Consider the following 26,692-nt stretch of genomic DNA (forward strand, 5'->3'; position numbering starts at 1 on the left):
CCACATCGCTGCGCGATGTGCAAGCGAACGACCGTGCTTCGCACGGTCGTTGCGCTCCGCTCCGCGGGAGCGCTGGCGGGACGCTGCGCGTCCCGCTCACCCTCCTTGCTTCGCAAGGAGGGTGATGCTCCGTCCGCTGCGCTCCCGGAGCCGTGGTGGCTACGCCACCACATGGGGTTTTCCGCTTCGCTCCAGACCCCGGACGGGTCCGCTCCGCTCCCCCGCCTTCGGTCCTTCGGCTCCGCCTCCAGGACCTTGAAGCCCGCTGACGCGGGCCGGCTGGCTAGGTGGGGAGGGGTGGCTGCTTGTCTTCGGGGTGGGAGTGCATCGAATTGATGCACATGTAGTGTTGGGGAAAATGTTCGATGTCCTCTGGGAGCGGGAAGCGGGCCTGCGGACTGACACGTCCTCAGGCCCGCTTTCGGGGTCTTGTCCTGGTGAGTTCACCGTACAGCGCGAGGAACACCTGCCCGAGGCCGCAGGCGGAGGCTGCCACGGTGGCGCCCTTCCAGATGGCTGCCTGGTTGCTGGCGTCGGCGCCACCTATGCCTTGCCGGTGCACCGCGAGGACCTCAACGCCCCGTCGGACCAGCGGAAGGTCGCGGACCTCTGAGGGGCGGAGGAAGCCCAGGGAGCGGCCGTCAGACTTCGACTGCGGCGTACGTCTCGGTGTAGCTGTCCCCATCGGCCCCGTAGTAGGTGCAGGTCCGCGTGTCCAGGTCAACGTCGTACCAGACCACGCCGGCCTCCCAGCAGCCCTGGACGAACTCGGGGAAGGTGGTCTCGCCCGCCTGGTCCGCGCGCAGCGCTGCAAGGAGCGCTCGGCGGTCGAACCTTGAGACGTTGACCATGCCCGTGACCAGAGGCTCGCCCTGGATGGTGACCGGACCGGCTCCGGTGAGGTAGAGCATCGCATTCGACGGGACAGCCATCCGGCAACGGGTGACCCCGTACTGCCGGAGTGTCTCGGCCAGGTACGGGAAGCCGGCGACCTTGGGTCGTACAGCAGCTGCACGCTCCATGGCGGCCTCCAGGTTCTTGATCGCGTGATTCATGGACATCTCCAGTACGGCGTGGGCGCCGGGCGCGGTTCGCCCGACCTCATTGACAATAGATATACAGAGTGACAACATGTTGGCAAGTTTGAATCACGAGGGAGCGTGCATGGCTGATGAGATGGCCCTGCTGGTGGCTGACATCTACGAGGCGGCAGGTCTGCTGCGCCGGTCAGGGGAGGCCATCGCTGGGGCGGAAGGGCAGACGCAGGCTCGGTGGCAGCTGCTGAGTGTCGTCTCCGACAGCCCGCGGAGCGTGGCGCAGGCGGCCCGACGACTCGGCATCACCCGCCAAGGGGTACAACGTGTCGCCAACGACCTGGTGCGCGAAGACCTGGCGGAATTCCGGTTCAACCCGGATCACCGAAGCTCTCCGCTCCTCTCGCTCACCCCTGCCGGACAGGAAACCCTGCGGAGGATCACGACCCGAGCTGCTCAGTTCCACGAGATGCTCACAGCAGGCATCCCGCCGAACGACATCATCGCTGCTCGCGCACTCCTGCGCCGCCTCATGGATCAGATGCGGCAGCACGAAGACGGAAGCGACTCTCGTCAGACCGACTGATCCCTCGCGGCCGGCTCCGTCGCCGACGAGAAGGACCGGCCGCGTTTGCCGGCCGGCCGGAGTTCATCCCATCGCCGCGTCACTGCCCGACTACCTCGGCAAAAGGCGGCAGATCTCCCGGCGTCTGCCATCCCCGACATCAAGAGGCAGGTGGAGCATGAAGAAGTCAATCCTGATCACGGGCGCCACATCCGGCATCGGGCGCGCAGCCACAATCGAGTTCGCCTCGCAGGGCTACCAAGTATTCGCCACCTATCGAGCTGACGACCACCGAGGCGAGCTCGCGGCCATCGACAACGTCCACCCCATCCGAATGGACGTGACCGATGCTGCCGATCTTGAGCGGGCGTACGCGACCGTTGCGGAGGCGGTGGGAGGAGACGGGCTCTACGCCGTGCTCAACAACGCCGGCATCACCTACTCGGCCCCGTTCGAGTACCTCGACGAGAAGCGCGCACGTGAAGGAGGGCCAGGCGGCGCAGCAGACCGCTGCCGAGCCAGGTCCCGGCCTTCCACGTCCGGGCCATCACCGCCGTGCTGGTGCGCAGATGGTCCTCCACGGCCCTTTTCACGCAGCAAGCACCACCAGGACCATGCCGAGCCCGGCCCGTGACCGCGGCCAACTGCTCGACAATCCCGCCCTGCTGCGCTGCTGCGCGGAGGCCTCGCCGACGGGCCCGCCCCTGGCGCGCCGCAGGCGGGTCCCGCTCCCCGGCACCGCACGCCCTCCGCCCTCCCGTTCTTTTCGTGTCGGAGAAGGGCTGCAGAGGGGAAGTCAGCACTGTCCGAGGTCACCGGACCATCGGTGACCGCCCGCTGACCTCGCACCATGCAGCCACGCATCCAATCGTCCCCGCCGGCCGCTATGACCGATGGTGTGACCGTTGCCGTCCCGGCCAGGCCGAGAGCCGAGCTCAAAAACACCCGGCCGGGACGCATCGCCCGGACCGGCTCCGCCCGGCCCCTGGCGCGCGGAGGCCCGCCGACGCGCCCCACCCCGGCGCCGCAGGCCCGCCCCGTCCCCCGACACCGCACACCCTCCGCCCACCCCACCATGATTGTCGGAAAAGGGCTGTAGAGGGGAAGTCAGCGCCCAGGAAGGTCCCCGACCATGCCGGTGAGGGCCCGGTGACCTCGCACAACGCACCTGCACAACGCCTGCATCACCGCAGGTCAGCGCAACCCCAACCGCAACCCCAAGAGCAACTGCATGCGCAACCCCAAGCGCAACCGCATACCGCACTCACCAAAGCCCGGTGTCCGCCTACTTGTGCAGGTACCCATGCGCCTACTTGCACCCCCACTCGTGCCAGTACTTGTGCACCGGCGACTCACGGCCCCGTAGATCAACGGCACAGCAGCCGGCGGAGCGCACACCGGAACCGGTGTTGCGCCTCACAGCACTCCCCCACGGAAACGGGCGGGCCAAGCCCCGAACAGTTGACCTCCCATTCAGGGCTTCGCCCCGCCGAGAACATCCCCGCCCCAGCCCCACCTACAGAAGCCCTGAACCACAAGCAGGGATCCGGGGCTCCCGCCCACTTCGCGGGGACCCAGCTCAACGCACCGGCCACCGCGCCAGATACTGCGTCGACTCCACCGGTTACCAACAGACCACGCGCGCCCGAGGCGCTACGAAGGGAGCTTGGCGATGACGGGACCATCCCCACGCGTGCGCGGGGCAGCGGTACAAGGGCGGTGAACTACCTCTGCACCGTGGGGCGGGGAGCAGATGTCGAACCCGGCCACTCGGCCGACGAAGCCGGGACCACCCCCGCGCTTGCGGAGAGCACAGCTCTTGCCCGCAAGCCCTTCAAGTGTCCTTCTTGGCTTCATCTTGGGGCAGTCTCCCGTCACGGCTTTGTTTCTCCGAGAGCGGTGCGCAGCCAGTCGAGCGGGCCCTGTTTCAGGAGTTCGTCGGCGAGGCGTTGTCCGGTCTCTGTGACGATGCGGGCGCGGCTGTTGTCGATCCAACGCTGCGCGCTTTCATAGCCCTGTGACAGGTACTCGATGCCTTGGAGCATGCATTCCAGTTTGTCGGCGTCGCGGGCGCAGACTGCTTCGGCGCTTTCGTTTTCCTCATACTCGGCGACGAGGTCCCGCACGGTCTCTGCCAGTACCTCGGGCATGCCGGCGGTCTGATCGGCTGTGACAGCCTGGGGGTCGGCCGCCGTGCCGTACTTCTTTCCCAAGTAGTTGACGTCGCCGGTGCGTGTCTCCTGGGAGTCGTGCCAGACCGCCAAGAATGCTGCGCGGGCCGGGTCGGCTCCTTCGAGCTTGGCGATGATCGAGGCGATCAGGGACGTGCGCCAGGAGTGCTCTGCGACACTCTCGGGGTCCCGTACCCCAGCCATCCACCAACCGGTGCGCTTCGTTGCCTTCAACGTCCCTGCCTCGTACAGGAAGTGTGCGACCGCGGACAGGTCGTCAGCCACCGTCGTCTCCTCTCACGCCTCCGCGAGGCGAATGGCGTATCGAATGCCCTCGAGCTCGCGGCGCGCCCGCCTCGAGATCTCTGGGCTATCCAACATCACGGGAAGACGGTCGCGCAGTGCACAAGAGAAGCGAGGTCCGCTGCGCAGGAGGTTCGGCCGGACGGTGAGCAGCGACCACAGTGTGTGGACGTTGAGGTCGAAGAAGCCGTGGGCGGGGGTGAGGCCGCCTACGAGGTGCTGGAGGAGCCTGTCGCCCTGCCAGGGGCCGACGTTGGTGGCGATGAAGCTGTCGTCGAGCTGGACATGCGGGGCTTCGCCAATCCAGTACGCCCAGTAGTTCAAATTCGCGGCTTCGCCGGCCTCGTCATCGTCGAGTGTGCTGGCGATGAAGTGGCTGATGCGGTCGCGGTCACCCTGACGGGCAGCGACGGCGGCGGCCGAACGGGAGTTGAGCCAGCGGGTTAGCCAGTCATCGGGCCGCTCGGTGCGCTGCTGGTGGACCAGCCACTGCGTTGTGTCCGAGGCGTCGTCGTAGCCGGCCATGTAGAGGGCCTGGCGGCGCAGGAGAAACTGGGTGCCTTCGCGGGCCTGCTCGGCAGTGCGGCGCATGCGGGAGAAAAAGCGGCGGCGTTCCTCGGCCTGCAGTTCGGGCTGGTCGGGGACAGGGCCTCGCCGCCGCCGCGGCGCCGTGGGCAGATTCCGCAGCGGGGTGGGCGCCGTCCCGCTGAGTGGCCATGCGAGGACCTCGACCAGCTCGCGCTGCATCACCCAGACGCCGAGGGGGCTGTCGAACAACGAGATGTCATCGTCGAGAGCGGTGGCGAGCAGCACGTCCGCCTCCATCGCCCGCTCCAAGGCCAAAAGGAGGGCGGGGCCGGTTCCGAGCTGCATGAGTCGGTGACGGTGGACGAGCATCTGCCCGACGGGCACGGCGGTCAGCGGCCGACGGCCGGACTCCCACCCTGCAACGGTGTCGGGCGAGATGTTGAAGGCCTCGGCCAGGGCGTCCTGGGTGTGGCCGAGCTGCTCGCGGATAAGCCGGAAAACGTACCGCGAGATGACGCCACTGCGCGGCCGGGACGTGTTGCCCCTACCACCGGTCAGGGCGGAATGCGAGGTGCTGGTCATGGCTGCCCCCTTGCCAGCGGATTTGACGCCGATTACCCGTACTGCCGGTCACTGCAGCCAGCGACCATTGCTCCTTATGGTCGAGGCCATAGTGATGACCGAGCAACACAGCGTAGTAGGAAGGCCGTCGTCGTGAAGACCGAAGAGCTCACCCCGTCAGGGGACGCGCCTCGCGCGTTCATTTACGACCGACACGCGACGGCCACGACCGCAATCCTCGACATCCGTCTCGACCGCTGCCGCGCCTACGCCTTATCGCAAGGGTGGGACATCGCCGGAGTGTGGCTGGATCTCGGTGATCACGCACTCGGCCACCACCGGCCGCAGTTCCACGCTCTGTGCATGGCCATGCAGGAGACGCACGGCCCCGCGATCTGCCTGATCGGCGACTGGGACCGCCTCACGCGCGACCGAGCACACGGCGCCGAGATGCGCGACAAAGTGCGGCTCGCCGGCGGCCACTGTGAGACAGCGGAAGGCGAGACGAACCGTTCCAAGGAGCGGGCCTCGTCCTTCGGATCCTTGAACCCGGCGCTCTGATCATCAACCAGCTGTCGCACTCATCCGGGGTCACCACCGACGGCCACGGCTTATGGGTGCAGCTCCTACCGAGGTGACGACGTGACAGAGACCTGCTACCTGTGCGGCAACGAGACCGACGAACCGATCGCCATCGGAATCGCCCACGCGAACTCCGGCCCCGGCCGCACCGTGCACGCCTGCCAGCCGTGTCGCCAGGTGAAGCAACTTTTACCCCTCGATCAGCACCCCGCCGGCAGCTACGGCTTCCCGCGATTCGACTACGCGGCCACGGCCGTCCACTGACCCCTCTCAACCCGGCGTGCCTTGCGCCAGGAGTGAGTGGACGCCTCCAACCGGAGGCATCGACATCCAGGAGGAAGAGATGTCCGTTGCGTTAGAACGCCCTGCCTCAACCCGCACCCGCGACCCGCAGGAACTGCTCAACGCGGTCGCCCCCCACATCACTGAACTCACCGCCAACATCTTCGACTCCGGCATGAGCCTGTGGGAGCGCGAGATCGCCCTGCTGCTGCGCGACCACACCATGGTCCGCGACATGGCGGAGCGCATCCTCGGCAACGGCGTCATGTACGTCATGGGCTCCATCGAGAACCCGGACGTGCACCTCGGCGTCGGCAAGCTCGTCGACATCGGCGTCCATCAACTCATCCTCGACACGCCCGTCTGGTGGGGCATCTGCCGCCTGTACAACGGCGGCCGGTTCAAGCACCACGCCCCGTTCATCGAGCGCCGCAGCGACGGCCTGTGCCTGCGGACCGGCGACTTCCTCAAGTCCCAGGGCTGGGCGATCGACGGGGAGCTGTGGGCCATCGACGGAGCGAGCTGCTCGCCGTGTGACGACAAGGTCCCCGACAGCCACTGAGCCCACTACAGTCGCCCCTGCCCTCACGGCTCCCCCGAGGGCGGGGGCTCCCTCATACCGACGACCGGAGGAACAGCAGTGCCCGTACCCCACGACATCCCCGCCGAGACCGAGCTCTGGGACGCCTACGCCAAGAGCGCCTTCGACACCGAGGCAGAGCCCTCATTCTGCTGGACCCAGTACGCCGACCACGGCCCGGGACCGGAACTCTTGGGCTCGCCCGAGTCCGTGCTGGAGATCGGCTGCGGCACCGGCCGCGCACTGGCCCACCTCGCCCAGCAGGGGGTGAAGGCCACGGGGGTGGATCTGTCGCCGCGAATGGCGGAGCTGGCAGGTGAACGCTGGGCGCCGCTCGGCGTGCGGATCGAGCACGCTGAGGTCCTCGACTGGCTCGCCACCGACCAGGCCCGGTACGACGCCGTGTACTCCATCTTCGGCGCGGCCTGGTTCACCGACCCCTCCCGACTCTTCCCACTGGTGCATGAACGTCTCGCGCCGGGCGGCGCATTCGTGTTCTCCCAACCGCCCGCGATCCCGGGCGCCTACGGACCGCAGGGCATGTACAAGGGCGGCTTCGCCGGGAAAGCCATGTTCACCTACCGATACAGCTACAAGCCGGCAGTGTGGGAACGGCACCTACTCCGAGCCGGGTTCACCACGGCAGAGGCCCAGATCGTAGACGCCCCCCACCCCGGGCACATCGGCACCCTCGTCGCCCGGGCGCGTGCCTGACGACGTAATTCGCCTCGGTCAACCTGCGCCCTCAAGCACAGCAGGCCAACGCCCCATCAAAGGTCCAGCCGTGCGGAGCCTGGACTTGTTCGCGCAGACCGCCCAGGCGTGGCGCCTGGTGGACCACCGGGGCCCCGATGGGCCCGCTGAAGAACGACGCGGTCTTCAACTCGCTGGGGGTGCGCACCACCACCAACTCGAACCAATTGGTCGCGTGCCTCGACGGCGTCTGTTTCTTGGCATTGTGTTCGTGCTGCACACCGGGATCGCCTGGGCGCATCTGCCACAGGAGTTCGGCTTCGGTTCGGGCATGACGTGATGGCGGCGCCTGGCGGCCGACCTCGGCGCCGCCTACCGGCCCGGTACAGACGGCCCACGTTCAGCCATCCCATCCCCCAGCGCGCCGAGGCCCCGCCGACGCGCCGGCCCCTGGCGCCGCAGGCCGGTCCGTTCCCCGACACCCCGCCTGCCTGTGCTGCCCGTCCTCGCCCGAATCCACCAGGACCCTCCAGCCTCCGGCAGCAGGGGCGTTCTTCTCGGCGTTGGGCCGGGCTACAGCGCAGCCCTGCACCGCAACCTGGAGAAGCACGCGATAGGGGCGCTGAGATAGCAGCAGCCCTACGGCGCTGTGCCGGTCATGGACCGAAGCCTGGTTCGGGGGTGTGGTGGGGGGTGTGCTGGGTGCAGGTGGTGTAGCGGCCGTTGCCGCTTGGGTCGGCTCGTCGTGGCGTTGGTCCGGTACACGAGCGGCAGGCCGGCCAGTCGAGGCATACCGGGCACAGGCCGGTGCCGGTCACCGTGCCCGGACGGCCACATCCACCGCACTCCACCCACACATGAGACACCGGCGCAGACAGCGTGTTGTCGGCGGGCGGCGGTGCGGAACGGTGGAGGGGCTGCTGGGGGGCGGACGGTTCACGCGAGGTGTCGCGGGTCGCGTCAGGGCGCCACGCGCCGGGGAGGGAGGCGGCGCCCGGGTGGGCAGTGGTGGCGCCGGGTGGTGCGCTCAGGGCTCGGAGGCGTGCGCCGATGACGGCCGCCACGCTGGTGCGCACGGTTCGGGGTAACGGCCGGTCGGTGATGGCATGTTCCACCCGTTGCAGGCTGCAGCCCTGCTGCAGCAGACGTTCCACCGCCGGCGCCAGGGCATGAAGATCCGTCCCGGTCAGGCACAGGGGTGGGTTGGTGGCACCGATTTGCTCCAGCAGCTGCATCCCGGGCGACGGCGCGGCGGGCGACGGTGAGGGTGCGGTGCCGTCTGGGTCGGCTGCCGGCGCGGGCTGGCCGGGAGCGGGGCTCTCTTCTGGACGGGCGCGGTCGGGGGGAAGGGGGGTCCTTCTTCTCTTCCCTGTTTTCGTCTTCTGGTTACTGATGTTCTTACCCCCCACGTCGTCCAACGTTGGATCGGCCAACGTCGGAAAACCCGACACAGGTAAACCCGACGCAGGTAAACCCGGCACAGGAGCATCCAGCACCGGCCGATCCGCCAACGCCCCCCAGCCCCCAGGTGGCACGAGCAGCCGCGTCGGCGTGGCCGACCCGGAGGAGGGTGACAGCGTCACAGGACGTGAAACCACTGACGACGTCGACATGGCCGACGAGTCGAGCGAGCCCGCAGATTCAGCCTGCATCGCGACCGGGGGCGCGTGGTGGGGTAGGTGACCGGCGGGCAGGGTGGCGGACCGCGCCCGCGGCAGGGCAGACGACGATGGCGAGGGTGACGTTGCACGCCCGACTCCCCCACGAGATCCTCCCCCGTCACCGGCGGGCTGGTCCGTAATCACATAGACCACCGGCCCCAGCGTGCCGTCCGCCTGCCGGACCCGCTCACGACGCAGATACCCGAAGAACTCCAACTCCCCCAAGCCCGCCCGCACAGCGTCCCGGCCCTCACGCCCACAACCAGCCAACGCAGCAACCGAAACCCGCCACCCCGACCTGTGCGACGCAATCAACCCGAACAAGCCCTTCGCCTTGAAACTGATCCGCCCATCCCGGAACAACGCATTCGACACCCGCGTAAACGGAACCGCCCCCACCAAACCACGCCGCACCCCCACACCAGAACTCACCACACCACACCCCAAACACACAACACAAAACCTCCCAAACCCATCCCCCAGCCCAACCCGCGCATCCCATGACAGCCGCCAAGAGGGCACACCAGTAACGGACTCGAGAACATCCATCGTGAACTGCACTCCGTCCGCGGGACTATGACCCACCAGACCACCCAGCGCCATGTCACAGCTGCACACCTCGCGTCCGGTCGATATACACCCCGGCACAACCCACCCCAGCACCAGCAGGCCCGAAAGCCCTCAGCCCGCTTCCGCCGAAGAGTTGGCGGTTGAGCGTCTGCGTTGGCGTGGTCGATCGCTCATACAGCCGGGCCATCGGCGGACGCGCGCACGAGCGTCCGAAAATGCGATGAGCTGTGATACCTGGCCGTGGCACAGTCACCCGCATGTCCAACGACGTCGCCTATCCGGTCCTCCGTACCCCCGACTTCGCACTCGCCCTCAGCACTGCGCGGCGTCTCATGGAGTTCGGTCGCTGCGAGCACTCAAAGGTCTCCGTGTTCGCAGAGTTCCATTCCGTCGCCGAGGTGCGGCGTGTGGCGAAGGAACTGCCCGAGAGGTGGTTCCGGGGACAGGAGGAGTACCTGGAGTTCAACGGGGTGCCGTTGGAGGAGCAGCCCGGTCTGATAGTCGGCGTGCAGGGCCGGGTTTGCCGGCCGACCCGGCCGCGTACGAAGGGCGGCTGCCGATGGAGTGCGAGCTGTACGACCTGCCGGTCGGCAGCATCGAGGACGCCTTCACGGCGGCCGTCGGCGCGAACATGGGCTGGATCAACTGGGAGTCTCTGTGCTGGCCGGACGCGCCCGAGGTGGGATTTCGCGGCGAGTCAAAGCACGCGGAGGTGACGCTCCTCTTCAACTCCCGCACCCGCGAGCTCGACGAGTGCGTCGATGACCACACCGTCCTCGTCCATGTCCGCAGCGCCAGCGTCGACCGCCGCCAGATGCGAGAGCCGTACGCGCACTGGCTCGCCGCGCAAGTGGGACTAGAAGTCATCGGGGCTGGGCAGCGGAACTGACGGCAGAAGCGGGCGGCCAGGCGCTTCCCCGGACCGGCCCGCCCCAGCTACTGATTCGGGCCGGCTTCCGAGTGCCCCTCCAGATCGCTTCGCAGCGGGTGGCCGGCCGCCGCGTCGCCGGGAATTCGAGGTGGCAGCCAGCAACGAAAAGCCGTCAGACGGATCTCACCACATCCCGTGTTCGAGTTCCTCCAGCGACAGACTCCATTGCGATTCCTCTTCAGCAAGGGGGGTGAGGTCGAAGGCGCCCACGACCTGCTTGAAGCGTGCAGCTAGTCAGCCCCGCCGTGACGTCTGCGGGTTCCGTGGGATCGATGGCGACGACGAACAGACAGCGGCGCAACCAGCTGCGGGCCGGCCCTTACCGCCACACCCCAGGCGGCCGCGAAGTGGACCTCCTGCTCCTGCATGTCATGGCGCCCGAACCTACCGCGCGAGGCGAGGTCGCATGGTGACGCCGAAGCCGTAGCCGTTCCTTCCGCATAGGCCTTGCCACGGTGTATCCCCTGGTACTTGCACCTTGATAGCGTTTGGTGAAGCTGGGCATGGTGGGCCAGGTGGGTGGTCAAGGGTGGGGGCCCGGGTGAAGAACATTCCTGTTTTTCGGTGGGTGGCAAGCCTCGGCCTGATACTCATCGGCTGCTCGGTGTGGCTGTATTGGAAGGCGCCGGATCGCCCGACGTAAAGCAAGTCGACCTGACGGTTGTCCGCGAGCAGCCTGATGGGACGTGCACGGTTCGGTGGACCGATCCCTTCCGAGATGCTGAGCGCGAGGGCCCATATCGGTGCACTGCTGACCGGGACCCGATTCTGAAAGCACCCGACCCGGTCACCGGCTTCGCCTGGGACACCGGCTTTATCGTCGCTGAGGGCTCCAACAAGGGCGACCTCTATTCACTCGGTCAGGATGATGACGTCGACGAGCAACTCGAGGCGTCCGCCGGCCTGCTGGTGGCCGGAGTGTTCCTGACCATCATCGGCGTCGTCGGCGGCAACATCCGCACCCTGTTCCGGATGACCGGTGTGAACCCCGAGATCGTCCGCCGGGCACGGCGACTGCGGGACGCCGCGGTGCTGGTGACCTTCGACCACCACTCGGCCGTGGAGACCGTAAGGGAGGCGTGGACACAGACCCGGTCTCCGGAGGCCCCCGAAGTCCTCTCCGCTCTGCGGGTGCTGGTGGAGACCGGACCACAGGGACGCAAGGTGGTCGCCACAGCTCGCGCGCTGACCGCCCGTCTGGACCCGCTGCTGGCCGACGCTGCCCCTGCCGCCGGCCGTATGCAGATGCTCGCTGCAAGCCGCGAAGAGCGCCGACGGGCTGAAATCGCCATCGGCGAGCTGCGCCTGACGCTCAGCGAGCCGGCAACCCGCAGCGTCGCAGAGCAGTTCGCCCAGACGTCAGTTGATCTCCTGCGGGGACCGGACAGCGATCCCGCCGGCCTCGCCACCCGCGCCGACTTCGACTCCCGCCCGGCGGAATACCGCAGGGTTCTCGCCGACATCACGGCCGAGCCCTTGACCTAGCTGGGACGTTTCGTTCCGGTAGCTGGTCGAACGGCAGGTGGTGCCGGCGATCAGCCGGGAGACCCTGCGGCGCATTCTGCGCGAGGGCCGTCTCCTGGCAGGCCACCACGACCTGGAAGGCGTCCACCGACCCGGGCTTCATCGCCAAGATGCACCAGGTCCTGGCGCTGTACGACACCCCGCCGACGGACGGCCGGGTAGTGTGCGTCGACGAGTTCGGGCCGCTAGATCGAAGCAGAGTTCGCAGCCCTGCCCTACCTCGCCCTCAACGGCACCGACCACCGCAGCCACGGCGAGCAGAACACCGCCGTCGGCGCCTACATACGCTGGCGCAACGCCCGTGCCGAACCGCTACCCAACTTCGCCCGACTCACCCGTCCGTCAGTGGACCGAATACCCCACCAGGGCCGCCTGATACAGCTCTACGATCTCCATATGACCGACCGGAACCTGGCAGGCGGAGAGCTGCTGACCACCCGACTGTCACTGCGGCGTCCGACCGAAGCCGACATCGATGCGATCTTCGCGATCCACAGTGACCCCGCAACCTGCCTGCACAACTCTTCCGACGCCCTCGCCCGGCCCGAAGAGGCCGGGGAGCTCTTTCGGCGCTGGAACGACCAATGGCAGAGCTGCGGATACGGGTACTGGGTTGTCCGACGCCACGACTCTGCCCTGCAACTGGGGTTCTGCGGGGTCAAGCCCATGGAACTGAATGGCATGAAGGTTCTCAACCTCTTCTACCGTTTCGCCACCTCAGCATGGGGCCAGGGCTTCGCCAGCGAGGCCGCGATCGCAGTCACCAGCTGGGCATCCCGGCACGTTCCCGACCTCCCGCTGATCGCTCGAGTCCGGCCGGCCAACGCTGCCTCCCAGCGCGTGGCGGTACGTGCTGGCCTGACCCGGGCAGAACACCTCGACGGCACCGGATACGACGGCTTCGATTGGATCTACGCAGCGAAGCTGCCGAACTGAGCACACTCCGAGCATGTGGACCTTCTCTGAAGGCCGTTCAACTTTCCGAGCCGAGCCACTTGCTCGCCATGGCCGGCCGGGCCTCACGCTGGCGGTGGTGATCGACTGCAAGGAGACATATCCGTACTGGGAACGTCTCCCGGACCGAGCGGGCTGCCCGTCGGCTGTACGGGTGGACAGCAGCCTGGGGCGGTGCGCCACGGGGCCCGATCGAGGGTCATCCACCCGGCCAGGTGCTGACGATCACCTTCCGGGGAAGACATGATGTGTCGACCCTGGACCTCCTGATCGGACGGCTGCGTGTGAGCACCACTCCATCTGAGCTTCCCACGGGCCGTACGCCGGGACGTACCTGGACGGTGCGGCTGACCGGACACGCCGACCGTACGGTCACCGTCTCCTGCTCGACGAAAGCCTGCACGATGCCGGCCAGGTCGCGGGACGTGGCCGGCCTGCGTAGGTTCGCGGCCCTGCACGCCGCCTCGCACGCCAAGGCAGCCCGGGTGAGGGAAAGGGCCTCCTGCCAGTGCTGGGCACAGAGTTGTGCGGCGCACGAGGGCATGCGGGTGCACTGCGGAGGCACCACCGTGTTGGTGCTGCGGCACGATCCGGCTGTCGGCCGCGTGTGGCATCTCGCCGAGGTGTGCGCCGCGTGCGCCAAGCTGATGACCCATACGCGCGTGGTCGGCACGCCCGTACCCAGCGTCCGCCCGGCAGGCACGGCACCGGCGAGGCGAACAGAACCCCACGAGGGGGCCGGACAGCGTGTGCCGGAGCAGACGGCACCTGTTGGGGTGGCGGTGGGGTTCTCCTCCCCCACTCCTACCGGCGGGGACGAGACACCGCGCCGTGCGCCGCGGCAGGCTCGGCGCGGTCAGCGGGGCGACCGACGCCGCTGAGTCCCCAGGCCTCGGCGACTCCGACAGGGCCCTGTGATGGGCTCGCACGGGCAACTTCATCGAGGAATGCCCGTACTTGCGGCCCGCCGACGTACACCGATGCCTCCGCCCGCGCTGGACCTCTGTCGGCATGGCCTGATCCTGGTTATGGTGCGGACGATGGAGCTGCTGGTGCAGACGGCCAAGTGGTGACGTCGGGTCGGGCACACGGCGTCGATGGTGAGAGTGTGCTCGATCCAGAGCGACGAAGTCCTCGACGCTCTGGGAGTGCGGATGACGACGAACCCGAGCGAACTCGCCCGGTGGGTCGGGACCGGACCGGTCGTCGACCTTGCCACCTACGCCTCCCTCGTCGGAGTCGCCCAGCCTGACCGTCGCGTATCTTGACCGCGTGAACGAAGAGCCGGTGGCCATCAAACTCACGCACGATCAAGCGTTCGTGCTTTCTGACTGGCTCTACGAAGTGATGATGCAGTCCGACAAGCTCGATGCGATTGTCCCGGATCGCGCCGTCTGGTCAGCGATCTACGCGATCTCCGGCACCCTGGAGAAGGCGCTGGTTGAGATCTTCATGCCGGGCTACGCCGGTCGCCTGGAGCAGGCGCGACAGCGTTTGCTCGACGCCGTGGGCGACGAGGACGAGACAGCAGAGGCGAGCCGTGGCGAGTCAAGCGTGCCGTCTGTCGATGACATCAGCGGCTGACACAAACGCGGCCGATCGTAGGCGAATCCCGTTGGACTTACGCGGCAGGCGGGCGCGGCAGGGGCAGCATTGACCATGGTGCGCGCTGCCCATGGACCGACGTGACAAGGATGAAGCCGACGACAGAACACGTGTCGTCCGGGCGCTCCAAGCCAGGGCCGGCACCCTTTCGACGTGCTACGGCCAACTTCGCTCCAGGCCGTAGGTGCTGCGGGAGTCGGGGTCGCCGAAGAAGAAGTACAACATCAGCTGCTTCTTGTCGTCGCGCTGCAACTCGAAGGTCCATCTGTAGGTCTCAGGTGCTGGCCCACGCTCTGACGACGGGTCGAGACGCTCAGCGGGATCCGGAGTGCGCGTGGACGATGACACGCGCGAGGTGAGAGTCAGCTGGACATGCTGACCGTCGTTCCACTCTGCGCGCTCGTCGGTCAGTTCCCACTCCCCAGTCCCTGACAGCCGCCACCGGTCGTCGAAGTCGAACTCCTGCCCGTCCAGGAGACTGATGACTGCCTTTCCATCAGGCTGGAGAGTGACCTCCGTGCGGTCGAAACCGAACCACGAACCCACGATCTCCGCCCGCTTCGCATCATGCACTGCGGGAACCTCGTCGTACATGTGCGGATTGCATCCCACCAGTACCAACAGGCAGGCGATGACAGCCGCGATCCTCCGTGGCGGGGCGAGGGGGTTGGTGTTCACCATCCGGCCTCCCGCCACGGCACCGCTAATGACTGCGGTTCGACCGGGCGTCGATCACGCGCTTGTCATCCTGCCAGCGCTATTGAACATGTTCAACTCCTTCACGAGGCTCCATGGGAACGGGAAGCGCGCCTCGATGGCTGCGGCCCGCGGCTACCACGCCGCCGATCCCGAGCAGGGCCTCGTCCGTGTTTCCACCTCAAGCCCGGTGGCTACGACACCGCTGCGCTCATCGAGGTCCTGGAACAGCTCAAGGTGTTCTACCTGACGAGTGGGTGGTGCGGTCTGAGACAGAGCGTCCGCCCACTGGAGCCGGCCATGCGGTCCTTGGTCGCCGAACAGGACTGGCTCACCCTCGAGCAATCACACACCTACGCACCCGAGCTCCAACCCGGTGGAACTGCTGTGGTCGTAGCTCAACAAGCGCGAGCTCGCCAACTCGTCGGCGACCACCTCGCCGATGTTGCCGACGCCACCGGAGAAGGCATCCACCGCATCAACCAGAACCGGCAGCTGCCCCGGCCCTTCCTCACCCACACCGGCCTGACCGTCCCTGCACCAACCCCACCGAACCAACAAAGAGCTCAGTCAGAACGAACTCAGCAAGGGTTCACCTGTTCCCAGGCTTGCATGATCTCGACCGGTATACGTCCACGCTCAGGAAAGTCGTAGCCGTTGGCCCTGGCCCATTCTCGGATCACGTGGGTGCTGACGGATGTCCGCGAGGCAGGGGCCGTTGCGGTGCTGCGGAGTTGCGCCGGGGTGAAAGTGATGCCGCCGTCGAGAAGGTCTGAGGGGAACATCGGGACACGCACGTTTGCGCTCAGCACGTCGACGAGGAACTCACTCACGGTTCCGTTGTAGGTGAACCAGGGCGCACGCAGCGCCTCGTTGACGGCAATGGTCCATTCGTCCGGGACGTCCCAAGGCTGGGTTGCCCAGAACAGGTAGTCGCTGTTGCCGGTGACGCCCATGGCAAGGAGGTCCTCAGGAGGGTGCGGCAGCGGACAGGGCCGACGGGCGGCCTGCCGGACTTCTTCAATCTGCGCACGCAGCCGCTCCGGCATGGGGCCGGTGAGATCAGCCCACTCCCTGGGGCGTGAGGCTAGTGCAGAGTGAGGAAGCCGCAGAACTGTCCGGGGCCGTAGGTGGCGACGAGCTGCTAGTGCCCTGCGCCAGAGATCCGTTGGCAGAAGCGGGCGAGTGAATCGAGGATCTCTTCGGCTGTCTTGGTCCAAGTGAACGGGGTCGGGTTCTCGTTCCACTGTTTGACCCAGGCGCGGATGTCGGCTTCCAGGGAGCGCACACTCTTGTGGGCACCGCGGCGGATCTCCTGGTCTGCGAGGAAGCCGAACCATCGCTCCACCTGGTTGATCCAGGAGGAACCGGTGGGCGTGAAGTGCAGGTGGAACCGCGGGTGTTTGGCCAGCCACGTCTTGATGGCCGGGGTCTTGTGGGTGCCATAGTTGTCGCAGATCAGATGGACCTGAAGGTGCTCGGGGACCTCTTTGTCGATCTTGATGAGGAACTTCTTGAACTCCGCGGCCCGGTGCCGACGGTGCAGTGAGGTGATGACTTCGCCAGTCGCGACGTCAAAGGCCGCGAACAAGGTGGTCAGACCGTTGCGGACGTAATCGTGAGTGCGGCGCTCGGGCATGCCGGGCATCATCGGCAGCACAGGCTGAGAGCGATCCAAGGCCTGGATCTGAGACTTCTCGTCCACCGACAGCACCACCGCTCCTTCGGGCGGGTTGAAATACAGCCCCACCACGTCGTAGACCTTCTCCACGAACAGCGGATCGGTCGACAGCTTGAACGTGTCGCTCAAATGCGGCTTGAGCTGGAACCTGCGCCAGATCCGGCCCACCGTCGACTTCGACAAGCCACTGCGGTCCGCCATCGACGAACGCGACCAGTGAGTGGCGTTCTTCGGGATTTCCTCCAGCGTGCTGACCACGACCGCCTCCACCTGGTCCACGCTGATGGTGGGCGGCCGGCCCGGCCGAGGCTCATCCACCAGCCCGTCCAACCGTGCGGCCAAAAACCGGCGACGCCACTTGCGGACCGTGTCCGCCGCGATATGTAACTCGCGTGCCACCACGACAATCGGCGGCACGTCAGCACCATCACATGCCAACACGATGCGGGCCCGCAAGGCCACCGCCTGCGCGGATGACGCCCTACGAGCCCAACGCTCCAACACCACACGCTCATCAGGCGACAACAACAACGGTTCCAACTTCGGACCACGACGTGACACCGGCACATCCCCAGAAGCACTCATAAACGAATTAACGACGGATCTCTGGCGCAGGACACTAGTAGTCCTCAGGTAGGCCCGTTCCCAGGGTGTTCTCGACCTGAAACCAGTCAAGTGCGGGCCGCACGGAGGCGGGGGGCCGGCACAGTGCCGTAAGGGTGGTGAGGTCGGTCATCGGATTCCTCGGCGGCCAGGGGCGGGGCTCGTCATGAGCCGGGTTCGGGAGAATGGTCCCCTCATCGAACATGAACTTTCCGCCCCGGTCCTTCTTGGTCCCGAAAGCCTCGAGGTGGATGGACTTGGACGCGGAAACTTGAGACCACGAGCAGCCCTTGGCGGGCTCATGCGCATGCTCGATGAATTCGCGAACGACAACGGGGTGGGAGCCGTTCCGCGATGTCCTCGCAGGTCCACACCCCGTGGGCCAGGGTCCACACGGCAGGGTCGGTCAACCCCCTCGTGGTGACGACGACCATGTCGGCACCCAGGTCGCCGTCCAACGTCACGGGCGGCAGATCCGCGTTGAACACCATCGCTGCGAGGGGGTTGGAGGAGACGATCTGCAGAAGGTCGACCGTGGACCGTCGAACACCCGCAGCGGGTCCATCGACAGCTCGGCCTTGGCGGCGCCGATGACCTGGCAGCGGCCCTCTGCCACGGACTTGGCGAAGGCGGCCCATTCGCGGATCGGGGTGCGGTCCATGACGATCGCGCGCCCGCCCCGGTCGACGACCGCGGACGTAAGAAGCTGCCTCGGGGAATGAACGGGGCAATTGAGCTCGGCTGCGTTGGCGTGGATGGCGCGTCTGTGCCATGTCCAACTTGCGCCAGGATTCATGATGGCTGACCGCGAGTCGAGGTAAGAGGATGCTCCGGTACCTGACTTTTCATAAAACGGAGAAGAATCAGATTGCCTTTCATATCCTCCCATAAAGCGAGGCTGGCGGCGCTCGGCGTCACAGTGCTCATGCTGCCCATCTCGGCCACGACATCCGCAGGCGCGCAGCCCACGCCGCCGGTCGAAAGCAAGGCGTCGACCAGTGTGTTCGGCCCGGCTGGCGAGGCGGCGGCGCAGTCCGGCCCCCGTACCGTCACCCTGATCACCGGTGACAAGGCTGTGGTCACCCCCGCCGCCGGAGGCGGCGCCGGCACCGTGTCGGTGTCCGGCCCGCATGGTGAGCCGATCGCGGCGAAGACCGCCAGAGTCGGCGAAGACGTGTACGTGTATCCCGAGTCGGCCGCTCCGTATGTCTCCGCCGGGCTCCTCGACAAGGAGCTTTTCAACGTTACCCAGTTGGTGACCGACGGATACGACGACGCTCGGGTGGACCGGCTGCCGCTCATCGTCACCTACGCCAGCGCCGGTGCTGCCCGCAAGCAGGGCGCGCCGAAGGGATCGACGAGGATTCGCTCCCTTTCCAGCATCGACGGTGCTGCCATCGCCGAGGACCGCGACAAGGCGACCGAATTCTGGTCGGCGATCACCTCCGGCGTGAAGGTATCCGCGCTGACCCCCGGTCGCAGCCTCCTCGCCTCCCCCGCACCCCAGCCCACCCTGGCCGGCGGTATCTCCAAGATCTGGCTGGACGGCAAGGTCGAGGCGACCCTCGCCGACTCGACCGCGCAGATCGGGGCACCCGCGGCATGGGCCGGCGGTAACACCGGCAAGGGCGTGGACGTCGCCGTGCTGGACAGCGGTATCGACGACGGTCACCCCGACCTGGTCGGCCAGGTCGCCGAGGCGACCAGCTTCGTACAGGATCCAGACCCCGGCGGCGGTGATGGTCCCCAGGGACAGGCGACCGCCGAAACGGATGCCGTGGATCGCCAAGGACACGGCACCCACGTGGCTTCCACCATTGCAGGAACCGGCGCGGCCTCCGGCGGCAAGGAGAAGGGTGTCGCCCCTGGCGTTCGGCTGCACGTGGGCAAGGTTCTCAACGACCAAGGCCAGGGATACCAATCGTGGATCCTGGCCGGCATGGAGTGGGCCGCCCGGGACGCGGGCGCCAAGGTCATCAGCATGAGCCTGGGTGGGGGCGCATCCGACGGGTCCGACCCGCTGAGCCAGGCCGTCAACCACCTCAGTGCCGAGACCGGCGCGCTGTTCACCATCGCCGCGGGCAACTCGGGCCCGGAGGCGAAGACGGTCGCTACGCCCGGCGCCGCGGACGCGGCGCTGACCGTCGGTGCCGTGGACGGCGACGACAAGCTGGCCGGCTTCTCCAGCCGCGGCCCGCGCTGGGGTGACAGCGCGGTCAAGCCCGAGATCACCGCTCCGGGTGTCGGCATTCTCGCCGCCCTCTCGCGGCACGCCGGCGGAGGCGGTGACTATATGAAGATGAGCGGCACCTCGATGGCGACTCCGCATGTCGCCGGCGCTGCCGCGCTGCTGGCCGCCGAACACCCCGACTGGACCGGGCAGCAGCTGAAGGACGCCCTGGTCAGCACCTCCAAGCCGACCCCGGACTACACCGTCTTCCAGGCAGGGGCCGGCCGGGTCGACGTCGCGGCGGCAACCAAGGCCACGCTGTTCGCCACTGGCACGGTCTCTCTGGGCGAGCACGCCTGGCCCGCCGAGCCCGGCGCGAAAGTCAACAAGACGGTGACGTACACCAACACCGGCAATGCTCCGGTGGCATTGGACCTCGCGGTCTCGTCGTCGAAGGCCCCGGCCGGCCTGTTCACCCTGTCGCAGAACAAGGTCACCGTCCCGGCGCACGGCACCAGCAGGGTGACCGTGACCGCTAACGTCGACAAGTCAGCCGCCGGAAAGGGTTACGACGCACGTATCGACGCCTCGGCGGCGGGCACCCGTCTCGCCCACACTGCCGTCGGCTTCGCCACCGCCAACCAGACCTTCAAGCTCACGGTCGTACCCAAGGACCGGGCGGGCCAGATCTACAAGAACGTCGGAACCCTGACCGGGGTCTCCGACCAGGAATCCCACCCCTACCTGAGCAATTGGAATATCGACTTCGAGGACTGGAACAACCCCGGCGTCTTCACCCTTGAACTGCCGGCCGGCACCTGGTCGCTGGCCTACTGGATGCAGGTTCAGGGCGGTCAGGGTCCGCAGTCCCGCGGACGCGCCCTGCTCACGGCGCCGCAGATCGAACTCGACCGTGACATGACCGTCGAGTTCGATGCCACCAGGGCTCGCCAGATCAAGCTGTCGACGCCCCGGGAGTCCGAGACGACCGCGCTGAGGGTCGACTACAAGCGGACCTTCTCCGGCGTGAGCGAACAGTACTGGTCCTTCCTCCCGTCGCGCACGGAGAACAGCATCTGGGCAGTGCCGACGCCGAAGGTGACCGACGGAACCTTCGAAGTCCGCACCCGTTGGCGCAATGAGCAGCCCGCGCTGAAGATCTCCGCGGGTGTCGAGACCTACCGCGACCTGCTGGTGCGGCGCGGGACGAAGCCCCTGTCCAAGGGGTCGCACCGGATGGCGGCCGTGTACGTGGAACAGGGCGCCGAAGCGGACTACAAGGGGCGTGACGTCCGTGGCAAGGCCGTCGTGGTCGACCGCAACGACACGGTTCCGCTGTCCTCCCAGGCCGCGACCGCAGCTGCAGCCGGTGCCGGGCTGCTGCTCGTCGTCAACGACGGACCCGGCCGCGTGGAGCCGCTGGCCTTCGACATTGTCGCGCCGCTGACCATCGCGACGCTGAACTACGAGGAAGGCCGCCGCCTGATCTCCCAGGTCACCAAGGCTGGGAGGTCACTGCAGGTGTATTCCAACCCGACCACCGAGTACCTGTACGACGTGGTGGGCAAGTACCACAACAAGATCCCGACGGATCTCGCCTACCGCCCGCGTACCAGCGACCTCGCCCAGGTCGACATGTCCTTCCGCAACTATCGCCCAGCCCAGGCGACGGACTTCCGCTACGACGTGTGGGCGGAGAACGACTGGTGGGCCGTCGGATGGCCGGAGCTTCCGGGGCAGGGCCAAGGCAATCGCACCGACTACGTGTCCCCCGATGTGCAGTACCGGGAGAGCGCGATGGTCATCGGCGAGACCCGGGTCGTCGCCGCGGACAAGCACTACGGTGCGGGAAGCCGCACAGCGCAGAACTGGTTCTCCCCGATCCAGCGGCCGCGCGTCTCGTACGGCGGCTCGCTGCTCGGCCGCTTCAGCAACTTCATGACTGCGTGGGTCAGCGCCGGGTGGGGCGACGCGGGCTCCGACCGCGAGGGATTCACGAGCCACCCGGGCGTCCGGGCGAGCACCTCGATCTACCAGGGCGACACCCTGCTCGAGCAGGCGCCCACCTATTGGGCCACCGCGGTGGGACTGAAGCCGCAGCGACTTCCGTACCGGATCGTCTCGGAACAGTCCCGGGGCACCTGGACAAGCCCCTACTCCACCAGCACCCGGACGGTCTGGGACTTCACCTCGGCGGCGGGTGCGCCGCACGACATGGAGCCCCTGCCGCTGGTCCAGCTGGACTACGACGTCGACACGGACGTCTCGGGCAAGGCGCACCGCGGTGCAAGCTTCACCGTCAAGCCTGCCATGCCGGGCCAGTGGCCGACCGCGTACACGGAGCAGCCCCCGGTCGCCTTCCAGAACGTGACCCTGCAGTTGTCCTACGACGACGGCGCCACTTGGCATCGAACGTCCTTGAAGCGGACCTCCGACGGCCGCGGCTGGCGGACGGAGCTGGACGCCCCCAAGGGCGCCAAGTTCGTCACCCTGAAGGCAGGCGCTCGTGACGCCGACGGCAATGCCGTGGAGCAAACCATCACCCGGGCCTTCGGCCTGAAGTGACGTCAGCGCACCTCCGCTGAGAGCGGAGCGAAGGCAGGGGCGGGACCATGCCACGGTCCCGCCCCTTTCGATGGGCCGGCACGACCGGCTGCCATGGCGTCTCTCCCGGGACTGGGCGACGATGATGGCGAGTGACCAGGTCACGGTGCCGGCGCAGGACCGTGTCCGGCCGATGTCAGAGACCTTTCATCCGCCAGTTCGGGTCGCCGAGGGCACGTACCCCCAGGTCGAACTGGTAGCCGACACCGTGATCCCAGCGGTTGTCGTCGGCATGGACGCCGGCCGTCGGGCGCTGACGGGACGCGGAGTCAGGAGACGCGGCAGAGGCGGTGCCCCCGCGCCGAGAACGACAGCGACCACCACGGAGGAGGCGACACCTGGTTCGCGTTGAACGCCGACGGCTGGAAGGCCAAGCGGCCGTGGCGGGAACAGCCGGTCCGGCCGGTAGGTTGCATCGATCGAGGGACCGGTGCCGCACGGTCGGGGACACGGAGACCGCGAGGTCGTCCGCCCCACCAGGTTCCGGCCCCAGGATCGCGGTGCGACCGCCGCGCATTCAGGACCAAGACGTATTTCTGCAGGAGGACTGTTTCATGACTGGCCGGCCCTTGACGCTCATGGCGGTACACGCCCACCCCGACGACGAGGCCACCGGAACCGGAGGTGTCCTCGCGCGGTATGCGGCGGAAGGCATCCGCACGGTTCTCGTGACGTGTACCGACGGCGGGTGCGGTGACGGACCCGGGGGTGTCAAGCCGGGCGATCCCGGGCACGATCCGGCCGCGGTCGCCTTGATGCGCCGTCAAGAACTCGAGGTGAGCTGCGACGTCCTGAAGGTCAGCGATCTGGAGATGCTGGATTATGCCGACTCCGGGATGACGGGCTGGCCGAGCAACGACGCCCCCGGATCCTTCTGGCAGACCCCCGTGCAGGAGGGCGCGGCCCGACTCGCGGAACTCATGCGGCACTACCGACCTGATGTGGTCGTCACCTACGACGAGAACGGCTTCTACGGCCACCCCGACCACATCCAGGCCCACCGCATCACGATGGCGGCGCTGGAGATGACCGCGCTGACACCGAAGGTGTACTGGACCACGATGCCTCGCTCGATGATGCAGCGGTTCGGCGAGATCATGCGCGAGTTTCATGAGGACATGCCGGAGCCGGATCCTGCCGAGGCCGCCGCGATGGCCGAGATCGGCCTCCCCGACGATGAGATCACCACGTGGGTGGACACCACCGCGTTCAGCGGTCAGAAGTTCGACGCGTTGGCCGCGCACGCCAGTCAGGGCGAGAACATCTTCTTCCTCAAGATGGGCAAGGAGAGGTTCGGCGAGTTGATGGGTATGGAGACCTTCGTACGTGTCCAGGACGCCACGGGCGCGACCGTACCCGAGAGCGATCTCTTCGCCGGACTGCGCTGATCCGCCCGTCCGGCCCCGCCGGGAAAACCATCGACCGCAGGGCGCGATCGAGCGGGTCGCACACCCGGAGGCTCGCAGGTCGGCCCAGTAGGGTCGGGGCATGACACAACCCCTTGCCGGCAGTGCCTTCGACTCGCTCCGCCTCGACGCCGTGACCGACCAGGAGGCGCTGCGTCGGGCCTACGAACTCCCCAAGGCCACGGCATTGCGCAAGCAGATGGACGAACTCACCGATCAGACGCGACGGTTGATCGGCTGCTCATCGCTGGTCCTGGTCGCCAGTGCGGACGCCGAGGGCAACTGTGACGTTTCCCCGCGCGGCGGCCCCGCCGGGTTCGTCGCCGTCCTGGACACACGGACGGTGGCGATACCGGACGCGACAGGCAACAAGCGTCTGGACACCCTGCAGAACGTCGTCGCCACCGGACGGGCCGGGCTGCTGTTCATCATCCCGGGGCGCACCACGACGCTCAGGGTGAACGGCCGCGCCTGCGTCTCCACCCGCCCGGACCTGCTGTCGCAACTGACCGCCGTGGGCAAGCCGCCGGCCAGTGCGCTGGTGGTGGGGATCGAGGAAGTCTACCCGCACTGCCCCAAGTCGCTCCTGCGCAGCGGGGCCTGGAAGCCGGAGCAGTGGCTGCCGGCAGACGCCCAGCCGACGTCGGCCGAGGTGACGCTGGCCCAGCTCCGGATGCCGGAGCTGACGATCGCCGGCATCGAGCAGGCGGAGGCGGATTCGCTGAAGTATCGGTACGAGTAACGGGCGACCTGCGCTTGCTGAACCACCAACCCGCCGGCCCCCGGACCAGCACGCCCCACGATCAATCGCGGGTCAGCCCGTTACTCTCCTGTCATGACCGACCACTCCCTGCGCTCCGTCACCGTCGAACGGACCGGACCCGGAAGCTTCCACGCCACCAATGCCCGCGGTGGCACGATCGTCTTCGGCGGCAGCGCCGCCGATGAGGGCACCGAGTTCACGCCGGTCGAGCTGCTGCTGGCCGCGCTCGGCGGCTGCACGGCCGTGGACGTCGACGTCGCTACCGCCCGGCACAGCGAGCCCACTGGGTTCACCGTCACCGTGACCGGCCACAAGGTCAGCGACGAACTGGGCAACCGGATGGCCGATCTCGAGCTGGTCTTCGCTGTCACGTTCCCGGACGGCGAAGCCGGGGACCGGGCCCGCGCCATCCTCCCGCGAGCGGTCAAGGTCTCCCACGACAAGCTCTGCACCGTCAGCCGCACCGTGGAGATCGGCACTCCCGTTACGGCGAAGGTCACGTAGATCTGACCCACGTGGCTCGGACTCCCCCGGACGTACCGAACGTCATCGACAACACGGCAGACACAGCTCCAGGGGGCCCGGGGGCCGGACACAACCGGCGGCGCCTTCAGGCCGGTTGTCTGTGATGCGCGGCGTCGAGAGGTTCACCGACGCCTAGGCGATGACGGCTTCGCGGTCGCGATGCGCGCGGTGAGCGGGTGAAGGCTGGGGAGAGCGTCCTGCCTGACGGCGGCGAGCCAGTCCGGCAGGTGCCCGTCCTGACGCTCGGTGAGCCTGGTCGCGAAGGACCGGACGTGCCCTGGGGTGAGCGTCGATTTCTGGGCAGTTGGCCCGGACGTTCTTCAGGTGGAGGTGTTCGCTCACGGAGAGGGCTCCGGGCGGCGACGGACCCATCCAGCGACGGTCCGAAGCGAGAGCGGCCGGGCTGTCACGGGGCGCGGCGAGGTGCGCTTCTGGCACCTTCACGACGTGATCCATCAGGTGGCAGGACGGTCCTGTTGCTTCGTATCGGAGTCGTGGACCAGTTCGGCAAGTTGGATGAGGAAACCGTACGCCGCCAGACGATTCCGGAGGCGAAGGAAGTAGGACCTGCTTGAGCACATGAAGATCTCGCGGCGGCGCACCTTCCACAGACCGTGCTCGTATGTGTGCGCCGCCCGCAGGAGAGCCGCTTCCGCCTCTTCCGCGCTTCCTTCGAACTCCGCGATGGTCCGTCCGTCACGACCTGCGTCCGACACGCCGCTGACGGGCACGGCCAGAACTATCCATTGAGGCATCGCGCGATCAGTTCCTTACCCCCTCGACGTCGCATGCCGCGACGCGTACGGCGTCAGTGTGGCAGGGGCGGTGGCAGCGTCGGGCTGCCTGCCGCAGAAGTCGAGCCAGGGCTGTTGCTCGTGAGCATTCCGCGAGAGGAGAACCCGCGCCAGGCGGGCTGCACAGCAGGCCGGCCGACGGGCCGCGCTCGGGATCGGCCGGGTGGCGTCGTGACGGGGCGGAGGACCCGGGGGCGGGAGATGCGCGATGCACTGTCAGTCCTGCGTGCAAGGGTGTGCCACATGGCTCTCAAGACGCTGGACATCCCCGCCCCTGCTCAACTCCGTCCGCGATGGGCCGCCTTCGCAGCCGTGCTCGCGGCACGGGGCTGGGGAGACGGCTGCCGCGCCGACGACGCCCGCTGGCACTACGACGACGGTGGCGGCAACTGGCTCGACCTGCACCACTTCGAGGACGGGCGGGCTCTCATCGTCGGCCACGACCACGAGTACAGCAACACGTACTACGGTCCCGCCGCCGAGTACTTCCAGGAGGAGGAGACCGACCTACTGGCCGGCACTCCCGCCTGGTGGGAGCCGCCCGTACGGGTCGTACAGGACGCCGGGCAGTGGGTGGGCTTCGTCTACGGCTTCGAGGACGGGCGCTGGCAGTGCGCACCGTACGAGCCCGACGACGGCTTCGGCAGCGTCGGCCTCCCCGCACTCAACGCGGAGATGACCGTGGAATTCGTCACCGAGTACACCAAGGAATCTCCAGGCAGGCAGGCACCGCCGTCGACGGCAGCGATCGAGGCGCTGATCGCAGCGGACTGTCTGATCACGGAAGACCTGCTGACCGCCGTCATCGGCCCCCAACCCGCCACACCCACAGCATGGAACCCATCAGCCGGCGTAGCCGCAGCACGCGCATTCCGCGCGTGGCCGCGCCACCGACAGTAACGAGCG

At 67.5% G+C, this 26,692-nt stretch carries 24 protein-coding genes and 1 pseudogene; 17 read left to right on the top strand and 8 right to left on the bottom strand.

Annotation, left to right across the window (positions count from 1 at the left end; translation table 11 throughout):
* Window positions 1–641: 641 nt before the first annotated feature.
* Window positions 642–1,055 carry a DUF1398 family protein gene (locus OHA05_RS00005; RefSeq protein WP_328859326.1) on the bottom strand — a complete coding sequence of 138 codons (414 nt, stop codon included), beginning with the start codon at window positions 1,053–1,055 and terminating at the stop codon, window positions 642–644.
* On the opposite strand from OHA05_RS00005, the gene OHA05_RS00010 reads away from it, so the two are divergent.
* Window positions 1,054–1,620, top strand: coding sequence for a MarR family winged helix-turn-helix transcriptional regulator (locus OHA05_RS00010; RefSeq protein WP_328859327.1), 567 nt, complete (start codon window positions 1,054–1,056; stop codon window positions 1,618–1,620). The two genes, OHA05_RS00005 and OHA05_RS00010, sit on opposite strands and share 2 nt — an antisense overlap.
* Window positions 1,621–1,777: 157 nt before the next feature.
* Window positions 1,778–2,233, top strand: coding sequence for an SDR family NAD(P)-dependent oxidoreductase (locus OHA05_RS00015; protein WP_328859328.1), 456 nt, complete (start codon window positions 1,778–1,780; stop codon window positions 2,231–2,233).
* Window positions 2,234–3,473: 1,240 nt separating this feature from the next.
* On the opposite strand, the gene OHA05_RS00020 is transcribed toward OHA05_RS00015, so the two are convergent.
* Window positions 3,474–4,055 (bottom strand): HD domain-containing protein, encoded by a 582-nt coding sequence (locus OHA05_RS00020; protein WP_328859329.1) that lies wholly within the window; start codon window positions 4,053–4,055, stop codon window positions 3,474–3,476.
* Between the two features lie 12 nt (window positions 4,056–4,067).
* The gene (locus OHA05_RS00025) at window positions 4,068–5,183 is read right to left on the bottom strand and encodes a helix-turn-helix transcriptional regulator (protein ID WP_328859330.1); all 1,116 of its coding nucleotides are present in this window, start codon (window positions 5,181–5,183) and stop codon (window positions 4,068–4,070) included.
* A 132-nt stretch (window positions 5,184–5,315) separates the two neighbouring features.
* On the opposite strand from OHA05_RS00025, the gene OHA05_RS00030 reads away from it, so the two are divergent.
* From OHA05_RS00030 to OHA05_RS00070, 10 genes and pseudogenes are all read left to right on the top strand, one after another.
* A complete protein-coding gene (locus tag OHA05_RS00030) occupies window positions 5,316–5,723 on the top strand; it encodes a recombinase family protein (RefSeq protein WP_328859331.1) in 408 nt (135 codons plus the stop codon).
* Window positions 5,724–5,804: 81 nt separating this feature from the next.
* Window positions 5,805–6,008, top strand: coding sequence for a hypothetical protein (locus OHA05_RS00035; RefSeq protein WP_328859332.1), 204 nt, complete (start codon window positions 5,805–5,807; stop codon window positions 6,006–6,008).
* Window positions 6,009–6,087: 79 nt separating this feature from the next.
* Window positions 6,088–6,588: a hypothetical protein gene (locus OHA05_RS00040; protein WP_328859333.1), complete on the top strand. Its 501-nt coding sequence runs from the start codon at window positions 6,088–6,090 to the stop codon at window positions 6,586–6,588.
* A gap of 78 nt (window positions 6,589–6,666) precedes the next feature.
* Window positions 6,667–7,320 (top strand): class I SAM-dependent methyltransferase, encoded by a 654-nt coding sequence (locus OHA05_RS00045; protein WP_328859334.1) that lies wholly within the window; start codon window positions 6,667–6,669, stop codon window positions 7,318–7,320.
* Window positions 7,321–7,525: 205 nt separating this feature from the next.
* Window positions 7,526–7,636: pseudogene (locus OHA05_RS38180) on the top strand (IS5/IS1182 family transposase); the annotation flags it as partial.
* A 2,414-nt stretch (window positions 7,637–10,050) separates the two neighbouring features.
* Window positions 10,051–10,419, top strand: a complete 369-nt coding sequence (locus tag OHA05_RS00050) for a hypothetical protein (RefSeq protein WP_328859335.1) — start codon at window positions 10,051–10,053, stop codon at window positions 10,417–10,419.
* A gap of 606 nt (window positions 10,420–11,025) precedes the next feature.
* Entirely contained in the window at window positions 11,026–11,946 is a 921-nt protein-coding gene (locus OHA05_RS00055) for a hypothetical protein (protein WP_328859336.1), read from the top strand.
* Between the two features lie 435 nt (window positions 11,947–12,381).
* On the top strand, window positions 12,382–12,921 hold the full coding sequence (locus OHA05_RS00060) for a GNAT family N-acetyltransferase (protein WP_328859337.1): 540 nt from the start codon (window positions 12,382–12,384) through the stop codon (window positions 12,919–12,921).
* Window positions 12,922–14,036: 1,115 nt separating this feature from the next.
* Window positions 14,037–14,207: a hypothetical protein gene (locus OHA05_RS38185; protein WP_443043603.1), complete on the top strand. Its 171-nt coding sequence runs from the start codon at window positions 14,037–14,039 to the stop codon at window positions 14,205–14,207.
* Window positions 14,208–14,211: 4 nt separating this feature from the next.
* Window positions 14,212–14,523 carry a hypothetical protein gene (locus OHA05_RS00070; protein WP_328859338.1) on the top strand — a complete coding sequence of 104 codons (312 nt, stop codon included), beginning with the start codon at window positions 14,212–14,214 and terminating at the stop codon, window positions 14,521–14,523.
* Window positions 14,524–14,700: 177 nt separating this feature from the next.
* Here the strand turns inward: OHA05_RS00070 and OHA05_RS00075 are convergent, their stop codons facing one another.
* From OHA05_RS00075 to OHA05_RS00090, 4 genes are all read right to left on the bottom strand, one after another.
* Window positions 14,701–15,225: a hypothetical protein gene (locus OHA05_RS00075; RefSeq protein WP_328859339.1), complete on the bottom strand. Its 525-nt coding sequence runs from the start codon at window positions 15,223–15,225 to the stop codon at window positions 14,701–14,703.
* Between the two features lie 360 nt (window positions 15,226–15,585).
* Window positions 15,586–15,759, bottom strand: a complete 174-nt coding sequence (locus tag OHA05_RS00080; protein WP_328859340.1) for a hypothetical protein — start codon at window positions 15,757–15,759, stop codon at window positions 15,586–15,588.
* Between the two features lie 62 nt (window positions 15,760–15,821).
* Window positions 15,822–16,289: an Lsr2 family DNA-binding protein gene (locus OHA05_RS00085; RefSeq protein WP_328859341.1), complete on the bottom strand. Its 468-nt coding sequence runs from the start codon at window positions 16,287–16,289 to the stop codon at window positions 15,822–15,824.
* Window positions 16,290–16,384: 95 nt separating this feature from the next.
* The gene (locus OHA05_RS00090; protein WP_328859342.1) at window positions 16,385–17,506 is read right to left on the bottom strand and encodes an IS630 family transposase; all 1,122 of its coding nucleotides are present in this window, start codon (window positions 17,504–17,506) and stop codon (window positions 16,385–16,387) included.
* A gap of 943 nt (window positions 17,507–18,449) precedes the next feature.
* Here OHA05_RS00090 and OHA05_RS00095 point away from each other — a divergent pair.
* The 4 genes from OHA05_RS00095 (at window position 18,450) to OHA05_RS00110 (ending at window position 24,971) form a co-directional block, all read left to right on the top strand.
* On the top strand, window positions 18,450–22,259 hold the full coding sequence (locus OHA05_RS00095) for a S8 family peptidase (protein ID WP_328859343.1): 3,810 nt from the start codon (window positions 18,450–18,452) through the stop codon (window positions 22,257–22,259).
* A gap of 593 nt (window positions 22,260–22,852) precedes the next feature.
* A complete protein-coding gene (locus OHA05_RS00100; RefSeq protein WP_328859344.1) occupies window positions 22,853–23,686 on the top strand; it encodes a PIG-L family deacetylase in 834 nt (277 codons plus the stop codon).
* A 100-nt stretch (window positions 23,687–23,786) separates the two neighbouring features.
* On the top strand, window positions 23,787–24,446 hold the full coding sequence (locus OHA05_RS00105; protein ID WP_328859345.1) for an MSMEG_1061 family FMN-dependent PPOX-type flavoprotein: 660 nt from the start codon (window positions 23,787–23,789) through the stop codon (window positions 24,444–24,446).
* A 93-nt stretch (window positions 24,447–24,539) separates the two neighbouring features.
* Entirely contained in the window at window positions 24,540–24,971 is a 432-nt protein-coding gene (locus tag OHA05_RS00110; protein WP_328859346.1) for an OsmC family protein, read from the top strand.
* Window positions 24,972–25,447: 476 nt separating this feature from the next.
* Here OHA05_RS00110 and OHA05_RS00115 read toward each other — a convergent pair whose 3' ends face one another.
* The gene (locus tag OHA05_RS00115; RefSeq protein ID WP_313948560.1) at window positions 25,448–25,747 is read right to left on the bottom strand and encodes a hypothetical protein; all 300 of its coding nucleotides are present in this window, start codon (window positions 25,745–25,747) and stop codon (window positions 25,448–25,450) included.
* Between the two features lie 282 nt (window positions 25,748–26,029).
* Here OHA05_RS00115 and OHA05_RS00120 point away from each other — a divergent pair, with 282 nt between their 5' ends.
* Window positions 26,030–26,686 carry a proteophosphoglycan 5 gene (locus OHA05_RS00120; protein ID WP_328859347.1) on the top strand — a complete coding sequence of 219 codons (657 nt, stop codon included), beginning with the start codon at window positions 26,030–26,032 and terminating at the stop codon, window positions 26,684–26,686.
* The last annotated feature ends 6 nt before the right edge of the window (window positions 26,687–26,692 follow it).

This window comes from Streptomyces sp. NBC_00306, assembly GCF_036169555.1.
Taxonomy (GTDB): domain Bacteria; phylum Actinomycetota; class Actinomycetes; order Streptomycetales; family Streptomycetaceae; genus Streptomyces; species Streptomyces achmelvichensis.

Bases quoted from the DNA above. Each gene is read 5' to 3' on its own strand.
- OHA05_RS00015 (WP_328859328.1), top strand. From the start codon at position 1,778: ATGAAGAAGTCAATCCTGATCACGGGCGCCACATCCGGCATCGGGCGC.
- OHA05_RS00095 (WP_328859343.1), top strand. From the start codon at position 18,450: ATGCTGCCCATCTCGGCCACGACATCCGCAGGCGCGCAGCCCACGCCG.
- OHA05_RS00025 (WP_328859330.1), bottom strand. From the start codon at position 5,183: ATGACCAGCACCTCGCATTCCGCCCTGACCGGTGGTAGGGGCAACACG.
- OHA05_RS00075 (WP_328859339.1), bottom strand. From the start codon at position 15,225: ATGGTGAACACCAACCCCCTCGCCCCGCCACGGAGGATCGCGGCTGTC.
- OHA05_RS00120 (WP_328859347.1), top strand. From the start codon at position 26,030: ATGGCTCTCAAGACGCTGGACATCCCCGCCCCTGCTCAACTCCGTCCG.
- OHA05_RS00100 (WP_328859344.1), top strand. From the start codon at position 22,853: ATGACTGGCCGGCCCTTGACGCTCATGGCGGTACACGCCCACCCCGAC.
- OHA05_RS00105 (WP_328859345.1), top strand. From the start codon at position 23,787: ATGACACAACCCCTTGCCGGCAGTGCCTTCGACTCGCTCCGCCTCGAC.
- OHA05_RS00040 (WP_328859333.1), top strand. From the start codon at position 6,088: ATGTCCGTTGCGTTAGAACGCCCTGCCTCAACCCGCACCCGCGACCCG.
- OHA05_RS38185 (WP_443043603.1), top strand. From the start codon at position 14,037: ATGGTGAGAGTGTGCTCGATCCAGAGCGACGAAGTCCTCGACGCTCTG.
- OHA05_RS00090 (WP_328859342.1), bottom strand. From the start codon at position 17,506: ATGAGTGCTTCTGGGGATGTGCCGGTGTCACGTCGTGGTCCGAAGTTG.
- OHA05_RS00115 (WP_313948560.1), bottom strand. From the start codon at position 25,747: ATGCCTCAATGGATAGTTCTGGCCGTGCCCGTCAGCGGCGTGTCGGAC.
- OHA05_RS00060 (WP_328859337.1), top strand. From the start codon at position 12,382: ATGACCGACCGGAACCTGGCAGGCGGAGAGCTGCTGACCACCCGACTG.
- OHA05_RS00085 (WP_328859341.1), bottom strand. From the start codon at position 16,289: ATGCCGGAGCGGCTGCGTGCGCAGATTGAAGAAGTCCGGCAGGCCGCC.
- OHA05_RS00005 (WP_328859326.1), bottom strand. From the start codon at position 1,055: ATGAATCACGCGATCAAGAACCTGGAGGCCGCCATGGAGCGTGCAGCT.
- OHA05_RS00010 (WP_328859327.1), top strand. From the start codon at position 1,054: ATGGACATCTCCAGTACGGCGTGGGCGCCGGGCGCGGTTCGCCCGACC.
- OHA05_RS00110 (WP_328859346.1), top strand. From the start codon at position 24,540: ATGACCGACCACTCCCTGCGCTCCGTCACCGTCGAACGGACCGGACCC.